The sequence below is a fragment of the Streptomyces sp. NPDC088707 genome (assembly GCF_044752725.1).
Taxonomy (GTDB): Bacteria; Actinomycetota; Actinomycetes; order Streptomycetales; family Streptomycetaceae; genus Streptomyces.
Genome location: NZ_JBIVLV010000017.1, coordinates 61,354 through 75,118, shown reverse-complemented (window position 1 = coordinate 75,118; position 13,765 = coordinate 61,354). Strand labels below are relative to the sequence as shown.

The window sequence follows — 13,765 nt, the reverse complement described above, 5'->3', positions numbered from 1 at the left end:
CGGCGGCGGCGCCTGGGCGCGACAGGACAGTTGTCAGCACCGCCGCCGACCGGAAATCTGGGGGCCCCGCACGTGGGGGCGCTGGATCAGACCTGCTGGCCGGAGAGGCGCTCGACGGCGCGCAGCAGGGCCGAGTGGTCCAGGCCGCCGTCACCCTGGGCGCGCAGCGAGGCCACGAGCTGGGCGACGACCGCGCCGACCGGGAGGGCCGCACCGACGTTGCGGGCGGCGTCGGTGACGATGCCCATGTCCTTGTGGTGCAGGTCGATCCGGAAGCCGGGCTTGAAGTCCCGGTTCAGGAAGTTGTCCTTCTTGCGGGTCAGCACGGTCGAGCCGGCCAGACCGCCGTTGAGGACGTCGAGGGCGGCCTGGAGGTCCACACCGGACTTCTCCAGGAAGACCACGGCCTCGGCGCAGGCCTGGATGTTGACCGCGACGATCAGCTGGTTGGCGGCCTTCACCGTCTGGCCGGAGCCGTGCGGGCCGCAGAGGACGATGGTCTTGCCGAGGGCCTCCAGGATCGGGAGGGCCTCGTCGAAGTCGGCCTTCTCGCCACCGACCATGATCGAGAGCACCGCCTCGATGGCGCCGGCCTCGCCGCCGGAGACGGGCGCGTCGATGACGCGGATGCCCTTCTCCTTGGCGTTCGCTGCCAGGTCGACCGAGGTCTGCGGGGTGATCGACGACATGTCGATGATCAGCGCGCCCTGCCTGGCGTTCTCCAGGATGCCGGCCGGGCCGTAGGCGATGGCCTCGACCTGCGGGGAGGCGGGCACCATCGTGATGATGACGTCGGCGTCCTTGACGGCCTCGGCGATCGAGGAGGCGGAGGTGCCGCCGGCCTTGGCGAGCCGGTCCAGCTTGTCCTGCTCGAGGGTGAAGCCGGTGACCGAGTAGCCGGCCTTCAGCAGGTTCTCGGACATGGGGGAGCCCATGATGCCGAGGCCGATCCAGGCAATCGCCGGGCGGGTGGGCTGGGAAGAATCAGCGAGGTTGCTGCTCATGGGGAGGGTGCCTCTCAAAGCAAGGTGGTACGGGGAGGGGGCCTGCGTCAGCGAGCCGGGCGGGCCTCGACGGGCAGCCACTCGAAGGAAGCGGCGGCGTCGGCGGCCTTGTACTCCAGGCCGATCCAGCCGTCGTAACCGGCTTTCTTCAGCTCGTCGAGGAGCTGTTCGAGCGGCAGGTCGCCGGTGCCCGGCGCGCCGCGGCCCGGGTTGTCCGCGATCTGGACGTGGCCGGTCTTGGCCGCGTACTCCGCGATGACCTGGCTGACGTCCTCGCCGTTCATCGACAGGTGGTAGATGTCGAGGAGGAACTTGGCGTTGCCGAGCCCGGTCGCCGCGTTGACCTTGTCGATGACCTCGATCGCGGAGGGGGCGCTCACCAGCGGGTAGAGCGGCGACTCCGGCTTGTTGAGGGTCTCGACGAGGAGGATCGCGCCGATCCGGTCGGCCGCGCGGGCGGCCAGGACCAGGTTCTCCAGGGCGAGGGTGTCCTGGATCTGCGGGTCGACGCCCTCGACGCGGTTGCCGTAGAGCGCGTTGAGCGCCTTGCAGCCGACCGAGGCGGCGAAGTCGGCGGCCACCTCGATGTTGGCGCGGAAGCGGTCCGACTCGTTCCCGGGTACGGAGAGGGCTCCGCGGTCCGGGCCGGGGAGCTGCCCGGCGTAGAAGTTCAGGCCCACCAGCTGGGTGCCGGCGTCCTCAAGAGCCTTCTTGAGGGCGTCGAGCTCGCTCTGCTCGGGGGTGGCGGTGTCGATCCAGGGCCACCACAGCTCGACCGCGGTGAAGCCCGCCGCGGCGGCGGCCGCGGGGCGCTCCAGGAGCGGGAGTTCCGTGAAGAGGATCGACAGGTTCACATCGAAGCGCTGGTCCGTGCCTGCGCCTACTGAGAAGCGGGCCATGAGGGGCGGCGCTCCTTCCGTATCGCGGAAGTAAGTTTCTGTCTGACGGAATGTTGCAAGGCGGGGGAGTCGGTTGTCAAGAGGTCGCCGCAGGTCCGGGGCTCCCGCAGACGGGAGCGGGGCCGTAGCGTGGGGTCATGGTGCGTTTGAGAGTGGAGTTCACGACCGAGCCGTTCGACCTCGACGAGGCGCCGGCGCACGCGGTCGTGGCCCGTGAGGTCGTCCAGTCGGCCCAGCTGGACGCGGTCGACGTCGGCCCCTTCGGAAACACGGCGGAGGGCGGCGCCGACGAGGTGCTCACCGCCGTCGACGCGCTGCTGCGCAAGTCGCTCGCGGCCGGGGCCACCCGTGTCTCGCTCCAGGTCAATGTGATCGGGGAGGGCGGGAAGTGAACGAGCACCCCCTGGTCGCCGCGGTGAAGCCGCTGGTCGACGCCATGGGCGCCGAGCTGCTCGTCCCCGCGCAGGCGGAGGGTGACGACGTCGTCCTGTCCTGGGAGGGCGAGGACGTGCTCGCCGTGCGGCTGCCGCAGCTGTCCGAATCCCTCGACCACATCCTCGTGGCGATGGAGCGACGGCACGGGATGCCGCTGGCCGAACTGGACCGCAAGGCCAAGCAGGAGGTCGTCCGCCTCCTGGAGGCGCGCGGCGCGTTCGCGGTACGTCATGGAGTGGAGACGGTGGCGGGTGCACTGGGTGTCAGCCGCTTCACCGTGTACAACTACCTGAACAGGGAGACCGCCCTGAGCAGGGAAAAGGCCGCCAAAGGCGAGTAGTTGATCATGTGTGGCCACAAGCCGTCGTCCGGATGTCGGGACGACGGCTTTTGTGTGGCCGAGTTTTCAACAAAGTGTTGACGTTGTGTTGCGGAGGGCGTTAGCTATCCGCAGCCCGTCCGACGCACAGCGAAAAACAGCCACGGAGGCTTCCCGTGACTTCAGGTACGACACCGGGCCTCACCCGGTTCAACACCTCCGCGGACAGCGAGGCCCTCGCCGCGCTCCACGAGGTGTGTTCCAGTTCGGCGTGGGGGAGCGAGATCCTCGCCCAGCGCCCGTACACCACCGCCGAAGCGCTCTTCCTCGCCAGCGACGCCGCCATGGCCGAGCTGACCGCCGAGGACCTGGCCGAGGCGATGGCGGGGCACCCGCCGATCGGTCGTCCGAAGGCCGGGGACCCGACCTCCTCCCGTGAACAGAGCGGGATGGCCGGCGCCTCCGCGGAGCTCAAGGCCGAGATGCTCGAACTCAACCTGGCCTACCAGGACACGTTCGGACACGTCTTCCTCATCTGCGCCACCGGCCGGACCGGCGAGCAGATGCGCGACGCGCTCCGGCAGCGGATCGGCAACTCGCCCGAGGAGGAGCGGGAGATCGTCCGCACCGAACTGGGCAAGATCAACCGCATCCGGCTGACCCGTCTCGTAGAGACCTCCGAGGAAGAGAGCTCCGCATGAGCACCGACACCACGGCCTCGGTGTCCACGCACATCCTGGACACCAGCATCGGCCGCCCCGCCGAGGGCGTCGCCATCACGCTCGCGGCCCGCAGCGGCTTCGACGCGGAGTGGGTCGCGCTCGGCGGCTCCGCCACCGACGCGGACGGGCGCTGCAAGGACCTGCCGGCGCTGCCGGAGGGCACCACCCACGTACGCCTCGACTTCGAGGTCGAGACGTACTTCTCCAAGAAGCAAGCCGAGGCGCAGCAGGACGCCCCCCGCGTAAGGGACAGCGGTGCGTTCTTCCCGGAGGTGGCGATCACGTTCGCCGTCACGCCGGGCGAGCACTATCACGTACCGCTGCTGCTCAACCCGTTCGGCTACTCCGTATACCGAGGGAGCTAGCAGACATGCCCACGATTCTCGGCCAGAACCAGTACGGCAAAGCAGAGAACCGCGTCGTCAAGATCACGCGGGACGGCGACACCCACCACATCAAGGACCTGAACGTCTCCGTCGCCCTCTCCGGCGACCTCGACGACGTCCACCTCACCGGCTCCAACGCCAACTGCCTCCCCACCGACACGACGAAGAACACCATCTTCGCGTTCGCCAAGGAGTACGGCATCGAGTCCGCCGAGCAGTTCGGCATCCACCTCGCCCGCCACTTCGTGACGAGCCAGGAGCCGATCAAGAAGGCGCGCATCCGGATCGAGGAGTACTCCTGGGAGCGCATCGCGTCCTCCGAGGCCAACTCCAAGTTCATCGGCGCCGACGAGGTCAACCACTCCTTCGCCCGCAAGGGCCAGGAGACCCGCGTCACCCAGATCACCTACGACGGTGCCACCTGGGAGGTCATCTCCGGCCTCAAGGACCTCGTGGTCATGAACTCCACCAACTCGGAGTTCTGGGGCTACATCAAGGACCAGTACACGACGCTCCAGGAGGCGTACGACCGCATCCTGGCGACGCAGGTGTCCGCCCGCTGGCGGTTCAACTGGACCGACGACGAGCAGCGCATGCCCAACTGGGAGCGGTCCTACGAGCAGACCAGGAAGCACATGCTCGAGGCCTTCTCGGAGACGTACTCGTACTCCCTCCAGCAGACGCTGTACCAGATGGCCACGCGCATCATCAACCACCGCTCGGAGATCGACGAAGTCCGCTTCTCGCTCCCGAACAAGCACCACTTCCTGGTCGACCTCGAGCCCTTCGGCCTCAAGAACGACAACGAGGTCTACTACGCCGCCGACCGCATGTACGGCCTCATCGAGGCCACCGTCCTCCGCGACGGAGCCACGGCGCAGATCCCGGTCGACATGACCAACCTCTAAGCGGCGTCCGCGTGACCGGCCCCCGCCCGCCCGCAGTCGGGCGGGGGCCGCGCCGGACCGGAGGGACTCTCATGACACAGCCAGCAAAGGGGCCGGCACCCGCCGAAGGCCCGTGTTCCACCCCGCCGGGCACGACCGACCAGGTCCACCCGGTGGACGAAAAGCTTTCCGCCTCGCGGCTCGTCCCCGCGGCACTCCAGCACATCGCCGCGATGTACGCCGGCGTCGTCACCCCTCCGCTCATCATCGGCCAGGCGGTCGGCCTGGACGCCGCCGGAATGACCCGGCTCATCGCCGCCAGCCTGCTCATCGCCGGCTGCGCCACCATCCTGCAGACGCTCGGCGTCCGGAACTTCGCCGGCAACCGGCTGCCGTTCGTCAACGCGGCCTCCTCCGCCGGCATCGCGCCGATGCTCGCCATCGCCGAGACCAGCGCCCCGGGCCACCAACTCCCCGCCATCTACGGCGCGGTGATGGTCGCCGGAGTGTTCTGCCTCGCCGTCGGGCCCTTCTTCGGCAGGCTCCTGCGCTTCTTCCCGCCGCTCGTCACCGGCGTCGTCATCACCCTCATCGGGGTGACCCTGATGCCCGTACCCGTCGGCTGGGCGCAGGGCGGCGACCGGACCGCCGCCGACTTCGGCGCCATGAGGTACCTGGCACTCGCCGGCTTCACCCTCGTCGTCATCCTGCTCTTCCAGCGCTTCGGCAAGGGCTTCGTCAAGCAGATCGCCCTGCTGCTCGGCCTCTTCATCGGCACCCTCGCCGCCATCCCCTTCGGGATGGCCGACTTCACCGCGCTGCGCGAGGCGCCGGTCGCGGCCCTGCCCGCCCCCTTCGCCTTCGGCGCCCCCGAGTTCCAGCCCGCCGCGATCCTCTCCCTGTGCATCGTGATGCTGGTCCTGATGACCGAGTCCAGCGCCGGCATGCTCGCCCTCGGCGAGATCTGCGAGCGGCGCAGCGACGGCCGGACCATCACCCGCGGACTGCGCACCGACGGCATCGCCACCCTGCTCGGGCCCGTCTTCGGCGGCTTCCCGACCTCGGCCTTCGCCCAGAACGTCGGCGTCGTCTCGCTGACCCGGGTGCGCTCCCGGTACGTGGTCGCCGTCGCCGGCGGCGCCCTGCTGGTCCTCGGGGCCTTCCCCGTCCTCGGCGCGGTCGTCTCCATGGTCCCGATGCCCGTCCTCGGCGGCGCCGGCATCGTCCTCTTCGGCTCGATCGCGGTCAGCGGCATCCGCACCCTCTCGGAAGCCGGACTCGACGACAGCTCCAACATCATCCTGGTGGCGGTCGCGCTCGGAGCGGGCATCATCCCGCTCGCCGCGCCCACCTTCTACGCCGACTTCCCCGCCTGGGCACAGACCGTGCTCGGCTCCGGCATCAGCGCCGGCGCGCTCGTCGCCGTCCTGCTGAATCTGTTCTTCCACCATCTCGGCACCCGGAGCCGTCACACGGCTCCGGCACTCAAATCCTCCTAGGGTCCTGCCGTGCCCACACCACCCCCGAGGAATGAAGGAAGCACCGCCATGGCAGCACCTTCGGCAGCCCAGCGCATCGTCATCGAGAACGCGGCGATCGCGACCGTCGACGCGAACGACACCGAGTACGCCTCCGGCTACCTCGTCGTCGCGGACAACAAGATCGAGTCCATCGGCGCCGGCAAGGCTCCCGAGGGCCTGGAGAACGTGGTCCGGCGCATCGACGCCACCGGCCATCTCGTCACGCCCGGTCTCGTCAACACCCACCACCACTTCTACCAGTGGATCACCCGGGGCCTGGCGACCGACCACAACCTCTTCAACTGGCTCGTCGCCCTCTACCCGACCTGGGCGCGGATCGACGAGCAGATGGTGCGTGCCGCGGCGCAGGGCTCGCTGGCCATGATGGCCCGCGGCGGTGTCACCACCGCCATGGACCACCACTACGTGTACCCGGTGAACTCCGGCGACCTGTCCGGTGCCATCATCGGCGCCGCCTCCGAGATGGGCGTCCGCTTCACCCTCGCCCGCGGTTCCATGGACCGCAGCGAGAAGGACGGCGGCCTGCCGCCGGACTTCGCCGTGGAGACCACCGAGGGCGCGCTCGCCGCGACCGAGGAGACGGTGAAGAAGTACCACGACGCCTCCTTCGGCGCGATGACCCAGGTCGCCGTCGCCCCCTGTTCGCCCTTCTCCATCTCCACCGAACTCCTCCGGGAGGGCGCCGCTCTCGGCCGCCGCCTCGGTGTGCGCATGCACACCCACGGCTCGGAGACCGTGGAGGAGGAGAAGTTCTGCCACGAGCTGTTCGGCATGGGCCCGACGGACTACTTCGAGTCCACCGGCTTCCTCGGCGAGGACGTGTGGATGGCGCACTGCGTCCACATGAACGACTCCGACATCGCGGCCTTCGCCCGCACCAAGACCGGTGTGGCGCACTGCCCCTCGTCCAACGCGCGTCTCGCCGCCGGCATCGCCCGCGTCCCCGACATGCTGAAGGCGGGCGTACCCGTCGGCCTCGGCGTCGACGGCACCGCCTCCAACGAGTCCGGTGAGCTCCACACCGAGCTGCGCAACGCGCTCCTCATCAACCGGCTCGGCGCCCACCGCGAGGCCGCGCTCAACGCCCGCCAGGCCCTGCGCCTCGGCACCTACGGCGGCGCGCAGGTCCTCGGCCGCGCCGACAACATCGGCTCCCTGGAGGCCGGCAAGCTCGCCGACTTCGTCCTGTGGAAGATCGACGGCCTCGGCCACTCCACCATCGCCGACCCGGTCACCGCCATCGTCTTCGGCGCGGCGGCCCCGGTCACCGCCTCCTTCGTCAACGGCAAGCAGATCGTCGAGAACAACCGACTGCTCACCGTCGACGAGGACACCATCGCGCGCGACGCGCGCGCGGAGGCCCAGCGTCTGGCCCGCATCGCGGCCCAGGCCTGACCCTCCCCATGGAGTCCGACCGAGGGGGACGGCCCTCGGTCGGTCGCCGCGGACCCGAGCGGGGTCCGCGGCAGCCCGACCGGGAGGTGCCGTACGCAGAAGACGTACGGCACCTCCCGGGACGGTGACATCCGCCCGCACCCCCACCGGGCATCCGTCCCCGTGTCGCGGACTCTCCACGCGCGCACCGCACCACCCCCGCACCACCCCGCAACGAGCCGCACCTCCTGCACCCCGCACCGCATCGCACCACCTCCCTGAACCCCGCGTCACCGCCGACGTGTAACCGACCGGAGGAACCGCCGTGGCCGCCAAGCCCCAGGTTCGCAATGCACAAGACGCAGGCTCCGCCCCCGACGACCGCGAGACGCATCCGGTCGACGAGACGCTGCCCCCACTGAAGATGCTCACCAGCGGCCTCCAGCATGTGGCCGCCATGTACGCGGGAGTTGTCGCCCCGCCCCTGATCGTCGGAGCGGCCGTCGGCCTCTCCGGCACCGAACTCACCTTCCTGACCGGCGCCAGCCTCTTCACCGCGGGGCTCGCGACCTTCCTCCAGACGCTCGGGGTCTGGAAGATCGGCGCCCGGCTCCCCTTCGTCAACGGCGTCACCTTCGCCGGCGTCGCACCGATGCTCGCCATCGTCGACACCACCGACGACAAGGCCGACGCGCTACCCGTGATCTTCGGCGCGATCATCGTCGCCGGACTCCTCGGCTTCCTCGCCGCGCCCTGGTTCTCCCGGCTCGTGCGGTTCTTCCCACCGGTCGTCACCGGCACCGTGATCACCCTCATAGGTGTCTCCCTCCTCCCGGTCGCCTTCGGCTGGGCCCAGGGGCCCAACCCCGCGGCCGAGGACTACGGTTCGACCACGTTCCTCACGCTCGCCGGCATCACGCTCGTCGTCGTCCTCCTGCTCCGCCGCTTCACCCGCGGCTTCGTCAAGCAGATCGCGGTCCTCCTGGGCCTCGTCATCGGCACCCTCATCGCCATACCGTTCGGGGTCACCGACTTCTCCCCGGTGACCGAGGCGGACATCGTCGGCTTCCCGACGCCGTTCCACTTCGGCGGCCCGCAGTTCGCCCTCGCCGCGATCATCTCGATGTGTGTGGTCATGCTGGTCTCCATGACGGAGTCGACCGCCGACATGCTGGCCCTCGGCGAGATCGTCGAACGGCCCGCCGACGAGAAGACCATCGCGGCCGGACTGCGCGCCGACACCCTCGGCTCCGCGATCAGCCCGCTCTTCAACGGCTTCATGTGCAGCGCCTTCGCGCAGAACATCGGCCTGGTCGCCATGACCCGGATCCGCAGCCGCTTCGTCGTCGCCTGCGGCGGTGGCTTCCTGGTCCTGATGGGCCTCTCGCCGGTCGCCGCCTCGCTGATCTCGGTCGTCCCCCGGCCGGTTCTCGGCGGCGCGGGTGTCGTCCTCTTCGGCTCGGTCGCCGCCAGCGGCATCCAGACCCTGGTCAAGGCCGGTCTCGAGAAGGACAACAACGTCCTCATCGTGGCCGTCTCCCTGGCCGTCGGCATCATCCCGATCACCGCGCCGGAGTTCTACCACGCCTTCCCGGAGACGGCGAAGATCATCCTGGACTCGGGCATCTCGACCGGCTGCGTCGCGGCCGTCCTGCTCAACGTGGTCTTCAACCACCTGGGCCGGGGCCGGGACGACGACGACGTCACCGCGCCGATGGAGCCCGGCGAGGAGATCTCCGGCAGCCACACGGCGAAGGCGGCGCACGTCCACTGAACCCGCTCGCTGACCCGCCCCACGCCCCGGTCCCCGCGCACGCCGCGGGGCCCGGGGCCGTGGTGCTGATCAACCCCAACACCTCCAGCGTCACGACCGCGATGATGACCGCCCTCGCCCGGCGCACCCTGGGCGGCGCCTTCCCCGTCCGCGGTGTGACGGTGACCCGGGGCCCGCGCATGCTCACCGACCCCGCCGCGCTGGACGCCGCGGCCCGGGAGGTCGTCGCCGCGGGCCTGCGGGCCACGGCCGCCGGCGACTGCGCGGCCCTCCTCGTCGGCGCCTTCGGCGACCCGGGCGCGGCGGAGCTGCGCGCGGCCACCGACGTGCCCGTGGTGGGCCTGGGCGAGGCGGCCCTCAGGGAAGCGGCCATCGGTGGAACCCCCTTCGGCATCGCCACCACGACACCGCTCCTGGCCGAGGCGATCGCGGCCCGTGTGAAGGACCTGGGCCTCGCCGACCGGTACACGGGCCTCCGCCTGACGACGGGCGGCCCGGAACACCTCTCCGCCCAACCGGAGTCGCTCCTCGACGAACTGGAGTGCGCGGTCCGCGCGTGCGTGGACCGGGACGGGGCGCGGGCGGTCGTGATCGGCGGAGGCCCGCTGGGCGACGCGGCGGAGGAGCTGCGCACCCGGTGCGCGGTGAGGATCGTGGCCCCGATCCCGGCGGCATGCCGGGCGCTGGCGCGCACTCTGGGGCGGTGACGTCCGGCGTCCCCCGTCACGCGCCCGCTCACCGCTCCACCGCGATCCTGCGGCGGCACTCCTGAGCCAGCGTCGGATACGCGGCGCCGATCGCCTCGTACAGCCGTCGCCGCAGCAGCCGCTCGGCCTCGCCGCGTCCGGTCTCGCCGTACAGCCCGTCGAGCAGTGCCTCGTACCGCGCGAGGGCGTGCCGGAGGTAGCTCACCTGCCACCGCACGAGCGCGCCGGCCGGAGCCCCTTCTCCCGGTGGCGTCCCGGCACTCCGCGCGCCCAGGAGCCGCCGGTGCCGGACCGCCCGCCGCTCCAGCTCCGGACCGGGCAGCCGGGGCACCTCGATCGGCTCCGCGCGGATCGCGGCCAGGACGGCGGCCCGGCGCCGCTCGGCGTAGGCCGCGGCGGCCGAGGAACGGGCCGGTGAGAGCGCCGAGGTCTCGGCGAACTCGGGTGTCCGCTCCACCGTCTCGACCCGCGCCAGGAGGTAGAGCCGCAGGGGCGCGGGGGACCAGCGGCGCGGGTCGCGGCCCTGCACATCGGGTGTGCCGAGCAGCTCCCGCACCATCGCGTCGGTCCAGCCGCGTCGCCGTACCCCGGCGTGGCTCACATAGGTCGTACGGTCCGTCATGATTCCCCCAGATCCGACTACGGAGAGTGATGATCCCAGTGAAGCGCACGCCACTGACAACGCCCCCTTGCCGAGCCCGCCCCGACTGTGCGATATAGGTCTGGACCTTTCCGACGGACGGAGGCCGGCTCGTGCAACGCCCGCTCGCCGCAAGCCTGTTGACTGCCCTCGCGCTGACGCTCGGCCTCGCCGGGTGCTCCGGCGCCGCCGTTCCCGAGGCCGAGGACACCCGCGCCCCCACCGTCCCCTCCGGTGTCACCGCGACGGCGGGCAGCGCCACCACCGTCCATGTGATGTGGAGCGCGGCCACCGACGACCGAGCCGTCACCGGGTACGCGGTCTACAGCGAGGGCCGCAAGGTCAAGGACCTCCCCGCCACCACCCTGATGACCGACGTGGTCGGCCTCGCCCCCGCCACCCTCCACCGCTTCACCGTCCGGGCCAGGGACGCCGCAGGCAACGTCTCGCCCCCCAGCGCCACCGTCACCGCGACCACCCTCCGCGCTGCCGCCGAGGACCGCACGCCCCCCACCACGCCGGCCGCGCTCCGCGCCACCCCCGACGGCAGCCGCGCCGTGACCCTCCGCTGGACCGCGGCCGAGGACGACACCAAGGTCACCGCGTACGACGTCTACCAGGCCGACACCCGCATCCACACCGTGCCCGGCACCGCCACCACCGCCCACGTCACCGGCCTGCGCCCCGGCACCGCCTACGCGTTCACCGTCCGCGCCCGCGACGCCGCCGAGAACTCCTCCCCGGACAGCACCCCCGCCGACCTCACCACGGCCCCGTCCCCCGGCGCCCCGGCGAACACCGCCCCCACCCGCCTCACCGCGACGGCGGCCAAGGGCGAGATCACCGTCACCTGGACCCCGCCGGACACGGGCGGCCCGGTGACCCACCACGAACTCCACCTCAACGGCAGGTTCGCCACCACCATCATCTGGGGCACCGCCCCGCCCCCCGGCCGCGCCACCTACACCTTCCCGGTCCAGGACCCCCCGGGCACCCGCTACACCGTCACCCTCCGCGCCCAACTCCCCGACGGCACCTGGGGCGACCTCTCGGCACCCCGGACGGTGGTGGTGCGCTGACGGCGCGGCGGACCGGCCCGCCGATCGGCCGCAACCACCCCGCCGATGTCCGGGCCGCCCCGCGCCGGCCACACCCAGCACAGGGCCCAGGTCGTCCGCGCCCTGCGGAGACGCCCCTGACACCGGCGATTCCCCGCCCCCGCCCCCTGCGTCGTCCATCCGATTCGTCCCCCGCCGAACTACCCTGGAAGCGTGGCCGAGACCGTTCTCACCAACACCGGGCTCGACAGCTTCCTCGACGGAGCACCCGAGCGCCGCGATCCCGATTTCGTGCGTGCCGCCGAGGCGGTGCTGGGTCTCCTCGCCCTCCGGGGGGCCGACCGGGAGTCAGGGGTGCCCGAGCCGACACCCGGACTCGTACGGCAGCTGCTCGTCGAGGACCTGCCGACCTTCGTCTACGTGCCGCCCGGGGCGCTCGCGGTCTACCCCGCCGTGGTGGGCAGGCTCGCGGCGCGCTTCGACGGGGGCCGGGGCGAGCAGGTCGCCGCGGCCGTCCGGGAGGCGGCCGGTGACTTCGAGCGGGCCATGACCGACCCGGGCAACCTGACCTGGCACCGCTGGTACGCCTCGCTCCTGCGCACCTGCGGCGCCGACCTCACCGACCCCGAGGACGTACGGCGCCGGCTCGCCGCCCTCGACGGGGCGCCGCTGCCCGACGGGGTGCACCGGGCCGACCTCATGGGGCGTACGGCCCTCGCCGACGTCCTGCTCGCCGAGGCCCTCACACGCGCGTACGTACGGGACGCCGAGGCGCCGCCCGCCGCCGGGCCGCTGCTCACCGACCACGCCGTCGCGACCGGCATCGGACAGGTGGCCGCCGCGCTCCAGGACCGGTGGACCGCCGCCGGCCTCGCCGAACAGCTCGCCGGACCGTACGCGCGCTTCGCGCCCGGGCCCGACGACTTCCCCCACCTCGTCCTGGCCGACGCCCTCCTGGACGAGCACCTCGACCACTACGGCGACATCGCCGTCCCCGTACCCCCGCCACCCGCGATCGAGGCGGGGCCGGTCGAGGAGGACGCGAACACCCTCATCACCGCCGTCGAGGAGCTGTCCGAGGAGGAGTTCGAGCCCTACGGGGGCGAGGCTCCGCATCTGCTGTACGTGGTCTACCGGCGCGGCTGCTCGGCCGAGTCCGTCTCCCGCAAGGCCGCCGAGTACGAGGACTGGGCCGTCGATCCGGCCGTGGAGGACCTGCCCGTGGCCGTGCCGGCGGCGGTGCCGGACGGGGAGATCGAGACCTCGCACCTCGTTCCGCCCGTCACCGAGCTCGTACGGCTCCTCGGTACGGCCGATCTGACGGAGGCCGACCGGGCCCGGCTCGTGGGGCCCGCCCGTGACCTCGCCGCCGTCGTCGACCGACTCGCCGCCACCGGCCTGGTCTTCCGCTCCGGAGACGCCTTCGGGCTCACCCCCCGCGGCGCCGGTGCCGTCCGCTATCTCCTCGGGGTACGCGGGATCGCCGCCCCCGACGCCGCCGGGGCCAGGGCGTGGTCGGCCGCCGAGGCGGTGGCCGCCGCCGTGGGCTGGCCGACGTGCGTGGCCTCGCGGGTGCTCGCCGACTGGCTCCACGCGCGCGGGGACACCGCCGACGCCTGGTCCCAGCTGCTGGCCTCCCTCGGCACCGTCCACGCGGGCACCACCGACGCGGCCGCCACCCGTGGGCTCTTCGCCGTCCTCGACACCGCCGCCGCCCCGCCCGAGGCCCTGCGCGGAGCCCTCCGCGACCCGGTGATCGGCGCGTACGCACACCAGGCCCTTCGCGCGCGGGGAGAGCCCTCGGACCTGATCCAGGTGGGGATCTCGGCGCGGGCGCTGTTCGTGCTCGACGCGCTGCCCGCCAAGAAGGGGCCCCTGGAGTCCCGCCGTGCCGCGTTCGACACCGCGGCCGCCGCCTGGCCGGGTGGTTCCGCCGCCCTGGTCCGGGCGATGAGGGCGGCCGACCGGCACGAGGCCGAGCGGGTGCTCGGCCCGCTCGGCCTGGCTCCGTAGCAGCTG

At 71.8% G+C, this 13,765-nt stretch carries 14 protein-coding genes; 11 read left to right on the top strand and 3 right to left on the bottom strand.

What is annotated here, in order from left to right; translation table 11 throughout:
• Positions 1–86: 86 nt before the first annotated feature.
• A complete protein-coding gene (locus ACIP84_RS35985) occupies positions 87–1,004 on the bottom strand; it encodes a 2-hydroxy-3-oxopropionate reductase (protein ID WP_355960242.1) in 918 nt (305 codons plus the stop codon).
• A 47-nt stretch (positions 1,005–1,051) separates the two neighbouring features.
• On the bottom strand, positions 1,052–1,903 hold the full coding sequence (locus ACIP84_RS35980; RefSeq protein ID WP_401804013.1) for a TIM barrel protein: 852 nt from the start codon (positions 1,901–1,903) through the stop codon (positions 1,052–1,054).
• 140 nt (positions 1,904–2,043) lie between these two features.
• On the opposite strand from ACIP84_RS35980, the gene ACIP84_RS35975 reads away from it, so the two are divergent.
• From ACIP84_RS35975 to ACIP84_RS35935, 9 genes are all read left to right on the top strand, one after another.
• On the top strand, positions 2,044–2,295 hold the full coding sequence (locus tag ACIP84_RS35975) for a thiamine-binding protein (RefSeq protein ID WP_355960377.1): 252 nt from the start codon (positions 2,044–2,046) through the stop codon (positions 2,293–2,295).
• Between the two features lie 44 nt (positions 2,296–2,339).
• The gene (locus tag ACIP84_RS35970) at positions 2,340–2,678 is read left to right on the top strand and encodes a helix-turn-helix domain-containing protein (RefSeq protein WP_401804152.1); all 339 of its coding nucleotides are present in this window, start codon (positions 2,340–2,342) and stop codon (positions 2,676–2,678) included.
• 155 nt (positions 2,679–2,833) lie between these two features.
• Positions 2,834–3,358, top strand: coding sequence for a 2-oxo-4-hydroxy-4-carboxy-5-ureidoimidazoline decarboxylase (gene uraD, locus ACIP84_RS35965; protein WP_401804011.1), 525 nt, complete (start codon positions 2,834–2,836; stop codon positions 3,356–3,358).
• Positions 3,355–3,744 (top strand): hydroxyisourate hydrolase, encoded by a 390-nt coding sequence (uraH, locus tag ACIP84_RS35960; protein WP_030323849.1) that lies wholly within the window; start codon positions 3,355–3,357, stop codon positions 3,742–3,744. The genes uraD and uraH overlap by 4 nt, the downstream gene beginning before the upstream one ends.
• Before the next feature lie 5 nt (positions 3,745–3,749).
• Entirely contained in the window at positions 3,750–4,673 is a 924-nt protein-coding gene (gene pucL, locus ACIP84_RS35955) for a factor-independent urate hydroxylase (protein WP_355960250.1), read from the top strand.
• A gap of 71 nt (positions 4,674–4,744) precedes the next feature.
• Positions 4,745–6,151, top strand: coding sequence for a nucleobase:cation symporter-2 family protein (locus ACIP84_RS35950; RefSeq protein ID WP_401804007.1), 1,407 nt, complete (start codon positions 4,745–4,747; stop codon positions 6,149–6,151).
• Between the two features lie 48 nt (positions 6,152–6,199).
• Positions 6,200–7,588, top strand: coding sequence for an 8-oxoguanine deaminase (locus tag ACIP84_RS35945; protein WP_401804004.1), 1,389 nt, complete (start codon positions 6,200–6,202; stop codon positions 7,586–7,588).
• A 304-nt stretch (positions 7,589–7,892) separates the two neighbouring features.
• Positions 7,893–9,341: a nucleobase:cation symporter-2 family protein gene (locus ACIP84_RS35940; protein ID WP_401804002.1), complete on the top strand. Its 1,449-nt coding sequence runs from the start codon at positions 7,893–7,895 to the stop codon at positions 9,339–9,341.
• A gap of 59 nt (positions 9,342–9,400) precedes the next feature.
• Positions 9,401–10,048, top strand: a complete 648-nt coding sequence (locus ACIP84_RS35935) for an aspartate/glutamate racemase family protein (protein ID WP_401803999.1) — start codon at positions 9,401–9,403, stop codon at positions 10,046–10,048.
• Positions 10,049–10,076: 28 nt separating this feature from the next.
• Here ACIP84_RS35935 and ACIP84_RS35930 read toward each other — a convergent pair whose 3' ends face one another.
• Positions 10,077–10,670, bottom strand: a complete 594-nt coding sequence (locus tag ACIP84_RS35930; RefSeq protein WP_401803997.1) for a hypothetical protein — start codon at positions 10,668–10,670, stop codon at positions 10,077–10,079.
• Positions 10,671–10,801: 131 nt separating this feature from the next.
• On the opposite strand from ACIP84_RS35930, the gene ACIP84_RS35925 reads away from it, so the two are divergent.
• Positions 10,802–11,767 (top strand): fibronectin type III domain-containing protein, encoded by a 966-nt coding sequence (locus ACIP84_RS35925; RefSeq protein ID WP_355960262.1) that lies wholly within the window; start codon positions 10,802–10,804, stop codon positions 11,765–11,767.
• Positions 11,768–11,959: 192 nt separating this feature from the next.
• Entirely contained in the window at positions 11,960–13,759 is a 1,800-nt protein-coding gene (locus ACIP84_RS35920) for a hypothetical protein (RefSeq protein ID WP_401803994.1), read from the top strand.
• The last annotated feature ends 6 nt before the right edge of the window (positions 13,760–13,765 follow it).

Bases quoted from the DNA above. Each gene is read 5' to 3' on its own strand.
- ACIP84_RS35985 (WP_355960242.1), bottom strand. From the start codon at position 1,004: ATGAGCAGCAACCTCGCTGATTCTTCCCAGCCCACCCGCCCGGCGATT.
- ACIP84_RS35980 (WP_401804013.1), bottom strand. From the start codon at position 1,903: ATGGCCCGCTTCTCAGTAGGCGCAGGCACGGACCAGCGCTTCGATGTG.
- ACIP84_RS35970 (WP_401804152.1), top strand. From the start codon at position 2,340: ATGGGCGCCGAGCTGCTCGTCCCCGCGCAGGCGGAGGGTGACGACGTC.
- uraH (WP_030323849.1), top strand. From the start codon at position 3,355: ATGAGCACCGACACCACGGCCTCGGTGTCCACGCACATCCTGGACACC.
- pucL (WP_355960250.1), top strand. From the start codon at position 3,750: ATGCCCACGATTCTCGGCCAGAACCAGTACGGCAAAGCAGAGAACCGC.
- ACIP84_RS35950 (WP_401804007.1), top strand. From the start codon at position 4,745: ATGACACAGCCAGCAAAGGGGCCGGCACCCGCCGAAGGCCCGTGTTCC.
- ACIP84_RS35945 (WP_401804004.1), top strand. From the start codon at position 6,200: ATGGCAGCACCTTCGGCAGCCCAGCGCATCGTCATCGAGAACGCGGCG.
- ACIP84_RS35930 (WP_401803997.1), bottom strand. From the start codon at position 10,670: ATGACGGACCGTACGACCTATGTGAGCCACGCCGGGGTACGGCGACGC.